Raw genomic sequence first — 15,925 nt, forward strand, 5'->3', positions numbered from 1 at the left:
AAAAATTAATTCTGAGGTGAAAGCATTGTCTAAATTTAGTTCATATTTCTTAATGCAGGAAGTTGATATTGCAGCATACATACTTGAAACTACAAATTTATTTAACCCCGGTGACAAGTTAACAGTAAACGAAATCGGAGATGGTAATTTAAATTATGTCTTTCGTGTATCTAATGGGAACAAGTCCATTATCGTCAAACATTCAGGTGACGTAGCACGTATTTCAGACGAATTTAAATTATCAACGGACCGCACAATTCGTGAAGGGAAGTTACTCAAAGTACATGGCGAAATCGTACCACAACTTGTACCGCATATTTATGCGATTGATGATGTGATGAAATGCGTCATCATGGAAGACTTAAAAGAATACACAGTATTACGCCAAGGTTTAATCGATGGCAATATATATCCAAATATCGGTGTTGATTTAGGAACCTATTTGGCAGAGACATTGATTAACACTTCAGACTTTGTCCTTGATGCGAAAGAGAAGAAGGCTTTACAAAAAGATACGATAAACCCCGAATTATGTGAGATTTCTGAAGATCTCGTGTTCACCGAGCCATTTTACGATAATTTCTCTCGCAATGAAGTGAGTAACGACTTGCTTCCATATGTCGAACAGTTACTTTATAACGATGACACATTAAAGCTTGCAGTCGCTGAAGCGAAGCTTAAGTTCTTAAATAAAAGTCAAAGTTTAATCCATGGAGATTTACATTCAGGTTCAGTATTTGTGAATGAAACAGAAACAAAAGTCATTGATCCTGAATTCGGTTTCTATGGACCAGCAGGATATGATGTCGGAAATGTGCTCGCTCACCTCTTCTTTGCATATAGTAATGCGCAGGCGCATGGCCGAGATGAACAGGCTAAGTTTATTGCCGAAAGTATCACGGAGGTATTAGAAGTATTCAAACAGAAAAGTTTAGCGATCTTACAGGAAAAGACGAAAGATGTCGCATTGAAACAAGCTTCAGTTTATGCAAGCTATATCCGTTCAGTGCTTGAAGATGCGTATATTGTATGTGGACTTGAAATTATTCGTCGCATTGTCGGACTTGCTAAAGTAAATGATTTAACAACTTTACCTGAGCAACAACGTGTTCAGATAGAAGTGCAGCTCATTAAGTTTGCGAAATCGCTGATTCAATATCCGGAATCAGTATCCATCTACCCATCTATATTCTCACTATATACAAAATTTAAGGAGATCGCGGCATGATATTACAATCGATCCAATACAAAGACGGCGTTCTTACGCTCCTTGACCAGACGAAATTACCACATGATATACAGTATGTCGACTGCACAGATTATGAAGCAGTAGCAGTAGCGATTGAAGATATGATCGTGCGCGGTGCACCCGCTATCGGAATTACTGCGGCATACGGTGTCGTAATCGGTGCTTTACAATACAACGGGGATAAAGACTTTAAAATTTATATGCAGGATGTTATCACACGACTATCCAACACACGACCAACAGCAATCAACTTGTTATGGGCACTTGGTCGCACGAAAGAAGTAATCACTGAAGATGTCAATCAGACCATCGTGGCTTTAGAAAATCTCGCTCAACACATTTATGAAGAAGATAAATCAATCAATGACCGTATCGGGAAACATACATTACCACTCATAAAACCGAACTCAACGTTTATTACGCATTGCAATCCAGGAAGTCTTGCAACAAGTGCATTAGGCACAGCGACAGCGGGATTCTATTTAGCACACGCTCAAGAAATTCCGTTTAAAGTGTTTAGCGATGAAACAAGACCAAGATTTCAAGGCGCACTTACAGCTTTTGAGTTATCGCAAGCCGGCATCGATGTTACAACAATTACAGATAGTACTACAGCCACTGTGTTACAGCAACAAGATGTTACAGCTGTTATTGTCGGTTGTGACCGTGTAGCATTAAATGGCGATGTCGTTAATAAAATCGGCACATTACCGCTTGCTATTGCAGCAAAGTTTTATAATGTACCATTTTACGTTGCAGCACCAACACCCACATTCGATTTAACGGTATCGAGTGGAGATGCAATTCCAATTGAAGCACGCAACACACGTGAAGTAACACATATTTATGACAATAAAGTCGCAGCAGACGTAGCAGTTTATAATCCAGCTTTCGATATTACACCTAACAGTCTAATCACAGGACTCATTACAGAACACGGCATTATCGAAGCACAAGAACAAGCAATCACAAAATTATTTGAGGAGATTAAAGCATGAAGAAACCATTACAATTATTACTTGCAACAAGTATCTTACTTACAGGATGTAATCAGGCAACATCACAATCTGGAGCGTCAGGTGAAATAAAAGGCAAGAAAATTGCTGTTATCCGTAACCTTGGTAGTGATGATCATACGAAACAATTTATCGATGGTGCTAAATCACAAGGTGAGAAACTTGGACTCAAAGTGGATACTTTTCTTTCGAATGGGAATGATGCAAAGTTTCAGCAGCTCGTCGATCAGGCAATCCTAAAGAAATATGATGGCATCGTATTATCACACGGCAAAGAAGATTACAGCTATGATTTGGTTAAGAAAATTGCAGATGCAAAGATCAAAGTTGTTACGTTTGATACAAAGTCAGATAAAGACGGCAAGGTTATTGATAATGTCGTTGCTACAAGTCAAGATGACCATGCATTAGCAAAGTTATCGTTAGACGCGCTGATTAAAGATAAAGAACAACCCGTAAAAGTACTTAAATTATGGGTCGGTCCTGGTTTCCTACCGCTTGATAAACGTCAGGAAATTTTTAAAAAGTATGAAAGCGAAGGCAAAATTAAAGTCGTTGAAAGTATCGGACCAACGAATTTTGAAGATGTACAAGGCGATGTAAAAAAGAAAACCCAAGCTGTACTTTCAAAACATCAACCAAAAGATTTCGATGCGGTATGGGGATCTTGGGATGAGATGACAAAGGGCGCTTATCTTGCACTTAACGAAAAGAAAATCAATCTACCGATTTATTCAATAGATATCTCAAACCAGGACATTAACTTTATGAAAGCTAAAAACAGCAACTGGAAGACATCAGCAAGTGTTAATCCTAAAGTCATCGGTGAAACAGATGTAAGAATTCTGGCAAAGCTCATTAAAGAAGAAAAAGTCCCTGCGACTTATGCATTTAAACCAGTTCAAATTACACAAAAAGATTTGAAACAAGATACGAATATGAATAATCTTTCAAAGGCAGTTCCGGCATTTAGTCAGGAAGATGCTTTCAAAATTAAATAACGATAGGACTGAATACAATGCGCTTTGAAGTCTCAAATCTTAATTTAACGATCAATGACCATCATATTTTAAAGAACTTATCTATTCACTTTGAACAGGGAAAAATTCATGCAATTATCGGTGGCAACGGTGCAGGTAAATCATCGTTAATGAAAGTATTGAATGGCACTTACCCTTATCAAAAAGGAACTTTATATAAAGACGGACAAATAGTTTCAAGCTTTGCAGATGATATCGCCTATGTTGCGCAAGAGGTTGATGATGTCTTATTTCAAAGTTTAACGGTATATGATAATTTGACGATTAAAGATCGTACGAAAGGATTTTTTTATAAACAGCAACAAAAACAGAAATTGCAAAATTATATCGATAAATTCGGTTTATCTTTTTCCCTGAATACGCATGTTAGAGATTTAACTGTTTCTGAAAAACAATTACTCGTCATCATTCGAGCGATACTCGAAGATAAGCATCTACTCATATTAGATGAACCAACTGCTTCATTGAGTCAGCGTGAAGTTAATATTTTATTCAATGAATTAAATTTATTAAAAAAAGAAATGGCCATCATCTTTATTTCTCATCGTATACCTGAGTTATTAAATATTTCTGATGATATTGCTATCCTTAAAGAAGGCGAACGCATCGCATCTAAACAATCAGATGCTTATGACGCTGAAGCACTTTATGAAGCTATTGCTGGAAACATACAGACACATCATAAAACAAATTACACAACAAAAGAACAACAATTTTCTTTTCAGCATATACAAACCGATAAACTGCACGATATCAATATTCATGGATTTAAAGGTGAAGTAATAGGCATCGCAGGTTTAGTCGGTGCCGGTAAGACAGAATTGTGCATTTGGTTATATCATCATTTATCTCATGAAAAAATATCTTATTGTCCAGAAGAACGTCAGAAACATGGGCTGATTATGTCGCACAGTATAAAAGATAATATTTGCTTTAAAAACAAACAATTTTTTACCCATCATCAAAATGAAGAAAATAATATCTTACCTTTAGCAAATGATATCGGCTTGAAATATAAATCGTTTACCCAACAAGTTCATTCATTATCCGGTGGGAATCAACAAAAAGTTGTATTATTACGCGGCCTTTATCAACAATCAAACATCTTTATACTTGATGAACCAACTGTAGGAATTGACGTCGGTGCTAAGCAAGACTTATTTAAAGTTATCAATCAATTAACTGCCAGCGGAAAGACAGTTATCTATGCATCAAGTGATTTTAGTGAACTGATCAATATAACTGATCGCATCTATACACTACACAAAGGTCAAGTCGTAGATGAACAACTGACACAAAATACATCAGAAACTGATCTTTTGCACAAAGCTACTGGAGGAATACAACATGCAGTTTAAACAATTCGGCTTACTCATTGTAATCACTATTTTAGTCATACTATTTAGTTTGACCGCACCAAACTTTCTATCTACTGATAATTTACTTTCAGTCATTAGTGGCATGGTGATTGTCACTATCGTAGCCATCGGTATTACATTTAGTTTGAGTGTCGACGGATTCGACTTATCTGTCGGCTCTACGGTTACGCTAAGTAATGCTGTTATCATTTCATTATTTGTATGGCATGGGATGAATTTTGGGTTATCCATCATGCTCACATTAACAGTTGCACTTGTTGTCGCACTCATCAACTTAATTTTAATCATCAAGTTTAAAATCCCTGACCTTTACGCTACACTTGCGACAATGTTTATCGTTGAAGGTATCGCACTGACGTATGCTGAAGGGGGTTCAATCAGTCAAGGCATGACAAGACAAAACGGAGCTGCTACAACTGGCAAGATTCCTGATGCATTCAAAGTTTTGTCAGAACCTATGCCTTTAATTATCATAATGCTCATTATTGTAGCCATTACATACGTTTTATTACATCGCACAAATCCCGGTCGCATCATGTATATGATTGGCGATAACAAACATGCTGTACAATTCGGTGGCATCAAGACAACAAAATATATCATTATCAGTTATTTGGCATCTGCATTCTTTGCTTGTATCGGTGGTATACTCCTTGCCAGTCAAGTATCATCAGCTCAAGTTAATTCAGGCTCAGGGTATTTAATGACCGCAGTTGCGGCTGCATTTATCGGTGCAACTGTTTCTAAATCAGGTAAGCCTAATATTATCGGTACATTTTTAGGGGCACTACTCATTGCAATACTGGAAAACGGTCTCGTCATGCTATCCATTCCATATTATGGCTTGAATATTATAAAAGGTCTTGTACTAGCAGGTGCATTAATTATTAACTATGCACCGTTTAAACAAAGGAGGTTAAAACGTGTCACATATCATAGCGAAGTACCAGCTACACAATAATCCATCTAAAATTGATACTATCGCAGAAAAACTAGCAGTTGGTTTAACTGTCGGAAGCTGGACAGATTTAACGGCTGAAGATCAGGCACATTTAGAGAAATATAAAGGCGAAGTTATTACCAAGGAAATAATCGATGCAGAAAAAGGGTTATTACATATTGCTATTGCATATCCGGAACATAATATCACGCCAGATTTTTCTTCAATATTAACGACTGTATTCGGCAAACTATCGTTAGACGGAAAAGTAAAGTTATTCGATATCGATTTTACGGATTACAGTAAACATTTTAAAGGTCCTGCGTTCGGTGTTGAAGGTGTGAGAGATTTACTAAATATTTATGATCGTCCGCTTGTAATGAGCATCTTTAAAGGCATTATCGGTAGAGATGCATCATTTTTCGAAGCACAACTGCGTGCACAGGCGTTAAGCGTCGATATTATTAAAGATGACGAAATATTATATGACGTACCTGAACTTCCTTTTGAAGAACGTATTACTATCGGTAAACGCGTGTTAGATGAAATATTCGAAGCAACTGGTCGTCGCGTACTATATGCTGTGAACCTATCCGGTCCGGTGTTTGAATTACCTGACAAAGCACGTAAGGCAAAGCAACTCGGTGCGAATGCTTTATTATTCAACGTTCATACGTATGGACTTGACGCACTTAAAGGGTTACGCGATTTAGCATTGAATTTACCAATTCTTGCTCACCCTGCATTAAGTGGTGCATTAGGCGGTAGTCCTGACTATGGTATTAGTTATCAATTGCTGCTATCTAAACTGACACGTCTTGCAGGCGCAGATCTTATTCTCTTCCCGGTGCCGTACGGGTCTATCGAACTTACTGAAGATGATGCTAAAAGTATTGTCGCTCATGCCTTAGAAGCGAGTACAATTAAACAAGCATTTCCTGTCCCGTCAGCCGGCGTTCATCCAGGTTTGGTTAAACGTATTATCGATGACTTTGGTGAAGACATCGTCATTAATGCTGGTGGGGGCGTACATGGTCATCCAGATGGTGCAACTGCAGGCGGTGAAGCTTTCCATGAAGCCATTCGTCATTATAAGACAGGCGTAGGTGGTAAACATTATGATAAGGCGGTGGCTTTATGGGGTACATCATAGCCTGTGATTTCGATGGTACCGTAACAGCCACTGATACGATCGTAGCCATCATCAAGAAGTTTGCTCCTATTGAAGGACGACCTATCACCGATCAAATACTACGTCAGGAAATCTCGATACAGCATGGCGTTACGGAACTCTTCAGATTATTACCGAGCGAAAAGAAAGAAGATATCATTCAATTCGCGTTGGAAGAAGTGAAACTCCGACCAGGATTTCAGAAGTTATTAGACGAAGCCCAAACACTAAATATTCCTTTCTATATTATTAGTGGCGGCATGCATTTCTTTATTGATCCAATACTAGAGAAATTTAATGGCATCAAACAAGTGTTTGCCAATACCGTAGATTTCTCCGGAGATTATATGGAAGTAATATGGAACCATCCGTGCGATAACTTATGTACTGGTGACTGTGGCACATGTAAGCCTTCTATCGTCAGACAATTAGTGGATGATAATAAAGTTATATCAATCGGTGACAGCATTACAGATTTAAAGTTACTGGGTATTGCAGATATCGCATTTACAACTTCAAAGCTTACGCAATTTGCCCAGGAAAAAGGAATCGCGCATCATCATTTTGAAACATTTGATGATATTAAATTAAGCGAGGTGATCAAATGAGTGCATTAGAAGCAATTACACATATCAAAGAACGGCTCGCACGCAATAACTACTTCCCGGGGACAAGCGGTAATCTAGGTATAAGAATAGATGACCAGCATCTTTATGTAACTACAAGCGGTGTCGATAAATACGAAACAACTGATACAAGTTTTGTCAAAGTAGATATGAAAGGTAAGGCTGTTGATACAGATCTTACGCCATCTCTCGAAACCGTTCTACACTTAGAAATATTTAAACGCAGTAACGCAAACGCATCAATTCATATCCATACCGTTAGTAATAATGTGATTTCAGAGCTATATCATTCTACAGGTGCAGTTGAATTTAGCAATCAGGAATTAATTAAAGCATTCGGTTTATGGCAGGAAAGTGATATATTGCGCATCCCTATTATCGAAAATCCAGCAGACGTTAAAAAACTCGCTGAACGATTTGGAGAACACGTTACTGCTGATAGTGGTGTTGTACTCATTCGCAATCATGGGATCAATACCTGGGGAAAATCTACTCAGGAAGCATATAAATTATTTGAAGCAGCAGAATTTTTATTTCAATATCATTTACAACTTGCATCTGCAAGACAATATATCAAATAAGAGGAGCGATAATTATGGCATATTTAATTTTTCAGGAAACAGGTAAACGATTAGACAATCAAGAGGAAATTCATGCATTTTTAGAAAGTAATGAAGTCATTTATGAACAGTGGGATACGTCAAAATTACCAGATACATTAAAAGAAAATTATAACTTAACAGATGAAGATAAATCAGAAATCTTAAACACATTTAAAGAAGAAATTGATGCAATCAGTGCCCGTCGTGGTTACAAAGCAAGTGACGTAATCAGTTTATCAGACACAACACCTAACTTAGATGAGCTACTGACTAACTTCCAGCGTGAACATCATCATACGGATGACGAAGTACGATTCATTGTAAGTGGAAATGGTGTATTTGTTATTCAAGGGAAAGATGACCAGTTCTTTGAAGTACATTTAGATCCAGGCGACTTAATTTCCGTACCACCTAACGTAAGACATTACTTCACTTTATCAGACAATCGTAAAGTTGTTGCTGTAAGAATCTTCGTTGATGAAGCAGGATGGGTGCCAGTATATGAAAAATAAATATAGATTAAAGGCCGATACTCTATGACAAGTACCGGCCTTTTATTAATTGTCTAGTTATGCAACAATTCCTTTTCTAATGCTTCTCTTAACACTTTAGAAACTTCGATATTCCTTTCTTTTGCTAGTTTATTTAAATAATGAGGAATAGTAACGTTTCTTCTGTCATACTTAGGAGATTTACTATGAATAATTCTGTCTAGACTCATAGGTATGGTCATATAGAAGTCACCTTTCACTTCATCTTCAGCATTATTCAGAGGTTTAGGATAATCTTCACCTAAATCTATCAAGGATAAAATATGAACATCTAAAGCTTCTATTAAGTTTTCATAGAGTGCTTCTTTAGTATCTGCTTCTGAAAAAGCTTCAGGAATTTCTACAAAATTTGCCCAGTATCGTCCATTTTCTTTGTGAACGTCTGCAGTATAGAGTATGTTAGTATGCAATCTCTCCACCTACTTTTATTATAAATTTTGATCATCTAATCCAGCTTGTTTCCATATTTCTTTTTCCAGACCGACTCCTACATCTTTCGAATGACTAGGAAGTGTCAGCTTTCGCTTAGTAACTGGGTTAAAAAACATAATATGTCCCCCTTTACCTCGTTTAGGCATTTCAATAAATCCATTCTTAAGGAGTATTCTTCGTATCTGTCGGAAATTCTTACGCATTTACCGCTTCCTCCGGTAATTATAGAATTAGCTTACAAATTTATAATACCACACAAATTATACACACTCAATACACACTAAATATATCTTGTTTGAATGTTTGCTGAATTATATCGCCTTCTTCAACAATCCTTTTGTTACTGTTTCACCAAATAATTCTTCATTATATTCTCTTACAAGTTCAAATCCGGTCTTTTTGTAGAATCCACGTGCTTGTTCATTGTTACTTGCTACTTCTACAAACAGTTCTTTATAGTCATCAAAGTGATTCAGTCCTGCTTCCAGTAGTTCTGCACCCACATTGTGTCTTTGGAATGCTGGATTAACATAGATTGCTGATAAGAATAATTCTGTACCATTGATAAAATTAGCAAAACCAATCACTTCGTCGTCTTTTTCAGCGACTAAAAATAATGAATCCCCTATGCGTCGTTCTAGACGCTCATCATTATATGCCGCTTCTAAAAACTTAGCAACCGTACTTGCTTCCATAATTTTTGCATACGTATCATACCACGCCATAGAAGCGATTTTTTTAATATTTGGTACATCTGCATTTGTTGCTTTTCTAATCTTAACCATACGACTTCCTCCTAAATTTTACAGCCTAATATTGTGAGTGAGTAATGATTCCCATCCATTATCGCAACATCAGGCAATTCCCCGTATTTAATAAATCCGTGTTTCATAAATAATTTCAATGCACGTGTATTATGTGAAAAAGTAAATGCCAGAAGCGTCTCTATATCGAGCGTTTGTGCAATTCGCTTCATTTCAGTCACTGCATACTCCCCTAAACCTATACCACGATAATCAGAATCTAAATATAAACTGATTTCTACAGTCTTACCGTAAGCAGGTCTACCATAAAATGTTTCAAAACTCAACCAGCCTGCTATTTCATTATTTTTGAGAAATAAAAAAATCGGACGCTTTTCCGAATGGTTCAAAAACCATTCTGTCCGACTTTCTACGGTTACAGGCTCAGTGTCTGCAGTCACTAATCTACTTTCAATTGTGGAATTGTAAATTTCAACAATACGCGGCAAATCTTCTAATGTTGCATGTCTCATCTCTATCGACATGTGCATCACCGCCTAAAAATATGATAAACATATTATATCACTATTAATGTCAGAATAATAAATATATTTATTAAATCTTTACTTAAACTGCAGCTTTTCTAATAAAAATTTACCTAAAGGTGTCGCAACTTTTGTAAACAATGCGTAGCTTAAAAATGGTATGAGCTTTAAATGTTTGTAATAAACATAATGATATTCTAAATACGGTCTACTACCGCGTGCTAATTTATAATCTTTCGCACCAGCGCTATTGTTAATTTTATAACCATGTTCTTTTGCAAAGTGGTATAACAATCCACTTGTCATAAAATACAACCCTTTAACAGACTGATCCATACCAAAATACGCCGGAAATAATACATTCGCTGTCTGACTGACACCCATAAATGACACGATGCGTTCATTATCTTTAAGGATAAACCATGTAAGCTCCATCTCTTTATATAAGAATTTAAAAAACGCCTCTGTGTAATGCGGATTGAAGTCCGAATATTTATCTAAATATACTTGTTTGTAAAGCGGCATTAACTGGTGAAATTCATCATCACGTATTTCATTCGTAAATGTTAGTCCACTTTTTTCAAAGCGCTTCATGTCTTTCTTTAAGTCTTTTCGTTCGTTCTTTGTATGTTTATCATCTGGATCGAATATATATATCGCGCGAGATATCATCGCTTCATAGCCGACATCATCTAACTGTTTCATTTTATACTGATGAAATTTATCATTTAATGTGCGGTAAATGATTGCATGTTTTGGAAATCTTGCAACGAGAATTCTCGTAATTTCCTGAAGCTGATCAAACTGAAAGTCTTCATACATCGTTGTCGACATAAAAGATGGAAATACTGTCACAGTCTTCTCACCAGTAAGTCCGAGTACCGTTCTGCCCACGTTCAATAACTGATGTGCAAGACTGCGTACTATGTTCGGCATCTCCATACGATTTACTTCTGAAATCATTTCATCAATGTATTGCCCTGTAAATGAATGAATCCAGGATGCATTTTTGCCTCCATCTTTCACACTATAAGGAATGAGCTGCCCATTTAACAATATCACTTCTACGCGTGCATTTACATTCTCGATGCCATGATGAATGCCTCTCATCATATACTGAATATATGCCTTATTAAAAGGAGAGATATCCACTTCGTTAAAAGGGATATCTGCGTATTTCGTATAAATCGTCATTCGTAAAACCTCTTTATCTATAGATTTACAATGTCTTCATTCCATTCGATATCATACGTTGTAATCGTGTTGACTGTTGTCTTTTGAGATTTCGCTTCAAACCACCACTGAGCACCACTTATAATTTGTTCAAAGAAGATGGACTTTTCACTTGGATGCCAGAAAATATCTTTCCCGTACTTTAATCGCTCTAAATTATGTTTCTTCGGACGCATAATAAAGTTATATAACGATACGAAGATGAGTTGACGCGCTTCATATTTCGGTTCACATTGCTTTAATTCCCAAACATCCGGCTGCATAAATAGCGCACCATTTGTCGCACGTGGATTACATTCAATAAAGTAATAGTCACCTGTCGTATCACATTTAATCACATCAAAGGCAATTTGATACGACCAGTTTAAGTTCTTAATTACAGCTTCAATAATAGACTGAAGTTCTTCATTCTTCTCTGAAGTGAAGTGTGTAGAACAGTTATAACTATCATGTGTGTTCGATAAATATAATGAAGTAGATAATGTTTTCCCGTCTTTTGCAAAGCTGTATGAACACCATTCTGTTCCTTTAATTAAAGTTTGAATCATAAAAGGGAATTCAATCATATTGTCATTTTCTAATGACATACGTGTTAATTTACGCACAGATTGACCGAAACGACCGTACGGTTGTTTAACGATATATTCATCTCCCGGAAAGCTGTTCATAAATGTTGTTAAGTCATCGTGATTCATGACATATTTCGTATCAGGCACTTTAAAGCTCATCGCATCAATTAACTTTGTAAAGTTATATTTGTTGTGCACTGACAGCATCTTAGAAATATCTTCAACCCATACAGGTGCGATTATTTTATCTTTCATATAAGAAAGATAGAAAGATTCTTCATTTAAAGGAATAATCAGATCAATATGATATTGCGCTACAATATCGTTTATATCGTTAATATATTCTTCAGTAGAAAAACGTGGTGACGTTGTTAAAATAAATTCTTCGATAAACTTAGAGTTTTTAATGCTGACCTTTTTGGTAGAATCCGTCAAGAAAACTGTTCTGCCTAATGCGACCTGCTGCTGCACAACTTCATAAGAAATTGGCGCACGCGCACCAGTAATTAATATACGTTGCACGAATCGTTCCACCCTTCTATTGATTCATTCATATAGTTATACAAACTAAGCATAGCAAAGGGATGTTAAACTCATGTAAATTTACATTAAAGAAGTATGTAGGATTGTAAAGAGGATTAATTTAAATTAAAAAGACTGGAACAAATTGTCCCAGCCTCTACATCTATCTCTTCAGTTTCTCTTTCAGCTTCGCGTTCTGTTCGTCTAAACGACGTTTACGTTCAGCGTTACGTTTGGCAAGTCTTGCTTCCTCTTCAGGATCACGTTTTTGTGCTAAACGTTTCTCAACTTTTTCAAGTAGTTCTTCTTCAGTTGCAGCTGCTAGAGGGCGGTTATTGACAAATGCGAAAGTTTTTCGTCTACCTGGTCCACAGTAAGACTGACATGCGATTTCAACTTCAGCATCTGGATCTAACTTCTCTAACTTCGGTAGTAATGTTCTAAGACATACACCCTGACAATCATCGCACACTTGAAACTTATTACGCATTTGCTTCACCACCTTGATTGATTTTTATTTTTGCGTTACGTTCAGTCATGCGTTCGAAGTAATCATTATACAACGTCCACATAGCATCTGTCATCTCATTATTTGATAAAGTTGCACCTAAGTCTTTCAAAGCATACAGTAATTTGAATATGACTTCATCCACCGTAAGCTCTACACCGAGCAGTTCTGATAGACTCGCCATGCACTCAGGATCTATTTCAGGATACGTAAATTTCGTAGTTTCCCCGCGACGTGCCACATCATAAAATTGACGCATCAGTTCAGCACGTGCACTCCCGCTACCTTCGACACAAAGATAAATCTGAACAGCGATACCATCTTTTACACGACGTTGTGAAATACCTGCAAACTTCTTATTATCAATACTTAAATCGTAACTTCCCGGACAATATGAATGAACGATCTCTTTCGCTTCAATATGTTTATGATAATCTTTAAACATCTCCTGAATCAGTTCATACATATATTCATATCCCGCATCAATCGAAAAGGTAATATCTCCAGGAAATATAATCGAAATATTGAGTACACCTGCATCGAGTACCACACCTAAACCGCCTGAATTACGAACAATGGCACCATATCCATGATTGTTTAGGAACGCTATTCCCTCTTCAATATATGGCAGACGTGCATCGTGCATACCGAGAATAATGACATGATCATGAATCCAAGTGCGTACCACACTATCATGATTTTGTTGTCCAATTAAATGACAGTACATATCATCAAAAGCAAAGGACTGCATTGGCTGCAGTCCTCGCGTATGATCTACGTATTGCCAATTCTCTTCAAAAATTGACTTCGTCATCTATTATAAAGATTGTGCTGCAGTGATGATTGATAATGAAACAACATCTTCTGTTGAACATCCACGTGATAAATCATTCACTGGTGCATTTAATCCTTGTAAGATTGGACCTACAGCATCAAATCCACCTAAGCGTTGCGCAATTTTGTAACCGATATTACCAGCTTCTAAGCTAGGGAATACGAATACATTTGCGTCACCTTGAATTGGTGATTCTGGTGCTTTCTTCGCTGCTACTGATGGTACGAATGCAGCATCAAATTGGAATTCTCCGTCAATAACTACACCTTCTAAATCAGCTTCTGAAGCTAATTTTTCTTGTGCTAAACGTGTTGCTTCTACAACTTTTTCAGTTTCAGGTGTTTTCGCTGAACCTTTCGTAGAGAAACTTAACATTGCAACTTTAGGTTCCATACCGAAAGCTTTTGCAGTCTTAGCAGATTCGATACCGATTTCAGCTAAAGCATTTGCATCAAGTTCTGGATTGATTGCGCAATCACCCATTAAGTACTGCTCGTCTTCGCGAATCATAAAGAATACGCCTGATGTACGAGAAACACCTGGTTTAGTCTTGATGATTTGTAAAGCTGGACGTACAGTATCTGCTGTAGAATGTGCTGCACCTGATACAAGACCTGCTGCACGACCTGTATAAACTAACATCGTACCGAAATAGTTCGGATCGTTTAACATTTGTGTCGCTTGCTCTTCTGTCGCTTTACCTTTACGACGCTCAACAAACTTCGCGATTAACTCTTCGCGTAATTCACTGTTTGTTGGATCCATTAATTCAATTCCATCAATTGATAAACCTAATTTTTCAGCAAGCGCTTGTACTTCTTCCACATTTCCTAAAACGATCGGTGATACTTTATCACCTTTATGTAATTCAACAGCTGCTTGTAATACACGCTCATCTGTTCCTTCCGGTAAAACGATCTTCACATTTTTACCTGAAAGTTTTTCATTTAATACATCTAATAATTTAGCCATAATAGCCTCCTGAAATTTTGATTCATCCCCATTAACCATTATAGACTCTTTTTATATAAATTACACGTCATCAATATGTAAAATCTTCAAACATACATATGTTTCGAGATATGTTAGAATGATAATGATTACAATTAGAGGAGAGATGGATAATGAACGAAGCAGCAAAAACATTAGACGGTTGGTATAGTTTACACTTATTTTATGCGATTGATTTCACAAGCTTAAAATTAGTTGAAGCAGAAGACCGTACAAAAATGGTTGAAGAATTCAGTGCATTTATCAATAAATTAGAAGAAAACCATGTAGCAAAAGAAGGCTCTTACGCGCTTTATAACATTACAGGTCAAAAAGCTGATTTAATGCTTTGGATGTTACGTCCGGAAATGAAAGATTTAACAGCCGTTGAAACTGAATTTAATAAATTAGCAATTCGTGATTACTTAATCCCAACATATTCTTACGTATCAGTAATTGAGTTAAGTAATTATCTTGCGCAAGGTTCTGACGAAGATCCATACGAGAATCCACATATTAAAGCAAGATTATATCCAGAATTACCACGCTCAGAGTATGTATGTTTCTATCCAATGGATAAACGCCGTCAAGGTGAAGATAACTGGTACATGTTAGATATGGATCACCGTAAAGGATTAATGCGTTCACACGGTATGATCGGCCGTGGATACGCTGGTATCGTTAAACAGTTCATTACAGGATCAGTTGGATTTGACGATTACGAGTGGGGCGTTACTTTATTCTCAGACGACGTATTACAATTTAAGAAGTTAGTATACGAGATGCGCTTCGATGAAGTATCAGCGCGTTACGGTGAATTCGGTTCATTCTATGTTGGTAACATCTTAAAAACAGAAGATTTACAAGGATTATTTAGGTTCTATAATAAAACGGACTGATGAAAAGATACAAATCTTTTCTTCAGCCCGTTTTTTGATTTTTTGGATATAAAAAGGACGCAATTATCTCTATAA

19 protein-coding genes are annotated in these 15,925 nt (G+C 36.7%); 10 read left to right on the plus strand and 9 right to left on the minus strand.

Going from position 1 to position 15,925, the window contains the following annotated elements; genetic code table 11:
• The first annotated feature begins 25 nt into the window (after positions 1-25).
• From mtnK to BFS35_RS12580, 9 genes are read left to right on the plus strand one after another with little or no spacing between them, the layout of a single operon-like run.
• Positions 26-1,228, plus strand: a complete 1,203-nt coding sequence (gene mtnK / locus BFS35_RS12540) for an S-methyl-5-thioribose kinase (protein WP_099577089.1) — start codon at positions 26-28, stop codon at positions 1,226-1,228.
• On the plus strand, positions 1,225-2,247 hold the full coding sequence (mtnA, locus tag BFS35_RS12545) for an S-methyl-5-thioribose-1-phosphate isomerase (RefSeq protein WP_099577087.1): 1,023 nt from the start codon (positions 1,225-1,227) through the stop codon (positions 2,245-2,247). Before mtnK ends, mtnA begins: the two co-directional genes overlap by 4 nt.
• Positions 2,244-3,266 carry a sugar ABC transporter substrate-binding protein gene (locus BFS35_RS12550; RefSeq protein ID WP_099577085.1) on the plus strand — a complete coding sequence of 341 codons (1,023 nt, stop codon included), beginning with the start codon at positions 2,244-2,246 and terminating at the stop codon, positions 3,264-3,266. Before mtnA ends, BFS35_RS12550 begins: the two co-directional genes overlap by 4 nt.
• Positions 3,267-3,283: 17 nt before the next feature.
• A complete protein-coding gene (locus BFS35_RS12555) occupies positions 3,284-4,663 on the plus strand; it encodes an ATP-binding cassette domain-containing protein (RefSeq protein ID WP_099577083.1) in 1,380 nt (459 codons plus the stop codon).
• Positions 4,653-5,645: an ABC transporter permease gene (locus BFS35_RS12560; protein WP_099577081.1), complete on the plus strand. Its 993-nt coding sequence runs from the start codon at positions 4,653-4,655 to the stop codon at positions 5,643-5,645. The genes BFS35_RS12555 and BFS35_RS12560 overlap by 11 nt, the downstream gene beginning before the upstream one ends.
• Entirely contained in the window at positions 5,608-6,777 is a 1,170-nt protein-coding gene (locus BFS35_RS12565; RefSeq protein ID WP_099577079.1) for a 2,3-diketo-5-methylthiopentyl-1-phosphate enolase, read from the plus strand. Before BFS35_RS12560 ends, BFS35_RS12565 begins: the two co-directional genes overlap by 38 nt.
• Positions 6,762-7,403 (plus strand): MtnX-like HAD-IB family phosphatase, encoded by a 642-nt coding sequence (locus tag BFS35_RS12570; protein ID WP_099577077.1) that lies wholly within the window; start codon positions 6,762-6,764, stop codon positions 7,401-7,403. Before BFS35_RS12565 ends, BFS35_RS12570 begins: the two co-directional genes overlap by 16 nt.
• Positions 7,400-8,002 (plus strand): methylthioribulose 1-phosphate dehydratase, encoded by a 603-nt coding sequence (mtnB, locus tag BFS35_RS12575; RefSeq protein ID WP_099577075.1) that lies wholly within the window; start codon positions 7,400-7,402, stop codon positions 8,000-8,002. Before BFS35_RS12570 ends, mtnB begins: the two co-directional genes overlap by 4 nt.
• A gap of 14 nt (positions 8,003-8,016) precedes the next feature.
• Positions 8,017-8,535: a cupin domain-containing protein gene (locus BFS35_RS12580; protein ID WP_099577073.1), complete on the plus strand. Its 519-nt coding sequence runs from the start codon at positions 8,017-8,019 to the stop codon at positions 8,533-8,535.
• A gap of 53 nt (positions 8,536-8,588) precedes the next feature.
• Here BFS35_RS12580 and BFS35_RS12585 read toward each other — a convergent pair whose 3' ends face one another.
• The 9 genes from BFS35_RS12585 to pta all read right to left on the minus strand — a co-directional run bounded on the left by BFS35_RS12585 (position 8,589) and on the right by pta (position 14,933).
• Complete coding sequence (locus BFS35_RS12585) at positions 8,589-8,984, minus strand: type II toxin-antitoxin system HicB family antitoxin (RefSeq protein WP_158554327.1); 396 nt, start codon at positions 8,982-8,984, stop codon at positions 8,589-8,591.
• An 18-nt stretch (positions 8,985-9,002) separates the two neighbouring features.
• Complete coding sequence (locus BFS35_RS12590; RefSeq protein WP_099577069.1) at positions 9,003-9,209, minus strand: type II toxin-antitoxin system HicA family toxin; 207 nt, start codon at positions 9,207-9,209, stop codon at positions 9,003-9,005.
• 108 nt (positions 9,210-9,317) lie between these two features.
• Entirely contained in the window at positions 9,318-9,791 is a 474-nt protein-coding gene (locus tag BFS35_RS12595) for a GNAT family N-acetyltransferase (protein ID WP_099577067.1), read from the minus strand.
• 11 nt (positions 9,792-9,802) lie between these two features.
• Positions 9,803-10,294, minus strand: coding sequence for a GNAT family N-acetyltransferase (locus BFS35_RS12600; protein WP_096077909.1), 492 nt, complete (start codon positions 10,292-10,294; stop codon positions 9,803-9,805).
• Between the two features lie 78 nt (positions 10,295-10,372).
• Positions 10,373-11,488, minus strand: coding sequence for a peptidogalycan biosysnthesis protein (locus BFS35_RS12605; RefSeq protein ID WP_099577065.1), 1,116 nt, complete (start codon positions 11,486-11,488; stop codon positions 10,373-10,375).
• Between the two features lie 17 nt (positions 11,489-11,505).
• Positions 11,506-12,618, minus strand: coding sequence for an ATP-grasp domain-containing protein (locus tag BFS35_RS12610; protein ID WP_099577064.1), 1,113 nt, complete (start codon positions 12,616-12,618; stop codon positions 11,506-11,508).
• Positions 12,619-12,781: 163 nt separating this feature from the next.
• Positions 12,782-13,108, minus strand: a complete 327-nt coding sequence (locus tag BFS35_RS12615) for a YuzB family protein (protein ID WP_099577062.1) — start codon at positions 13,106-13,108, stop codon at positions 12,782-12,784.
• Positions 13,101-13,940 carry a lipoate--protein ligase family protein gene (locus tag BFS35_RS12620; RefSeq protein ID WP_099577060.1) on the minus strand — a complete coding sequence of 280 codons (840 nt, stop codon included), beginning with the start codon at positions 13,938-13,940 and terminating at the stop codon, positions 13,101-13,103. The genes BFS35_RS12615 and BFS35_RS12620 overlap by 8 nt, the downstream gene beginning before the upstream one ends.
• 3 nt (positions 13,941-13,943) lie before the next feature.
• Positions 13,944-14,933 carry a phosphate acetyltransferase gene (gene pta, locus BFS35_RS12625; RefSeq protein ID WP_099577058.1) on the minus strand — a complete coding sequence of 330 codons (990 nt, stop codon included), beginning with the start codon at positions 14,931-14,933 and terminating at the stop codon, positions 13,944-13,946.
• Between the two features lie 152 nt (positions 14,934-15,085).
• Between pta and hemQ the strand changes: the two genes are divergently transcribed.
• Complete coding sequence (hemQ, locus tag BFS35_RS12630; protein ID WP_099577056.1) at positions 15,086-15,850, plus strand: hydrogen peroxide-dependent heme synthase; 765 nt, start codon at positions 15,086-15,088, stop codon at positions 15,848-15,850.
• Positions 15,851-15,925 lie beyond the last annotated feature (75 nt).

This window comes from Macrococcoides goetzii, from assembly GCF_002742385.2.
In the GTDB taxonomy this organism is placed as follows: domain Bacteria; phylum Bacillota; class Bacilli; order Staphylococcales; family Staphylococcaceae; genus Macrococcoides; species Macrococcoides goetzii.

Coding starts and splice junctions, on each gene's coding strand:
- BFS35_RS12595 (WP_099577067.1), bottom strand. CDS start 9,791: ATGGTTAAGATTAGAAAAGCAACAAATGCAGATGTACCAAATATTAAA.
- BFS35_RS12590 (WP_099577069.1), bottom strand. CDS start 9,209: ATGCGTAAGAATTTCCGACAGATACGAAGAATACTCCTTAAGAATGGA.
- BFS35_RS12620 (WP_099577060.1), bottom strand. CDS start 13,940: ATGACGAAGTCAATTTTTGAAGAGAATTGGCAATACGTAGATCATACG.
- BFS35_RS12605 (WP_099577065.1), bottom strand. CDS start 11,488: ATGACGATTTATACGAAATACGCAGATATCCCTTTTAACGAAGTGGAT.
- pta (WP_099577058.1), bottom strand. CDS start 14,933: ATGGCTAAATTATTAGATGTATTAAATGAAAAACTTTCAGGTAAAAAT.
- mtnA (WP_099577087.1), top strand. CDS start 1,225: ATGATATTACAATCGATCCAATACAAAGACGGCGTTCTTACGCTCCTT.
- BFS35_RS12600 (WP_096077909.1), bottom strand. CDS start 10,294: ATGTCGATAGAGATGAGACATGCAACATTAGAAGATTTGCCGCGTATT.
- hemQ (WP_099577056.1), top strand. CDS start 15,086: ATGAACGAAGCAGCAAAAACATTAGACGGTTGGTATAGTTTACACTTA.
- BFS35_RS12560 (WP_099577081.1), top strand. CDS start 4,653: ATGCAGTTTAAACAATTCGGCTTACTCATTGTAATCACTATTTTAGTC.
- mtnB (WP_099577075.1), top strand. CDS start 7,400: ATGAGTGCATTAGAAGCAATTACACATATCAAAGAACGGCTCGCACGC.
- BFS35_RS12615 (WP_099577062.1), bottom strand. CDS start 13,108: ATGCGTAATAAGTTTCAAGTGTGCGATGATTGTCAGGGTGTATGTCTT.
- BFS35_RS12570 (WP_099577077.1), top strand. CDS start 6,762: ATGGGGTACATCATAGCCTGTGATTTCGATGGTACCGTAACAGCCACT.
- BFS35_RS12555 (WP_099577083.1), top strand. CDS start 3,284: ATGCGCTTTGAAGTCTCAAATCTTAATTTAACGATCAATGACCATCAT.
- BFS35_RS12550 (WP_099577085.1), top strand. CDS start 2,244: ATGAAGAAACCATTACAATTATTACTTGCAACAAGTATCTTACTTACA.
- BFS35_RS12580 (WP_099577073.1), top strand. CDS start 8,017: ATGGCATATTTAATTTTTCAGGAAACAGGTAAACGATTAGACAATCAA.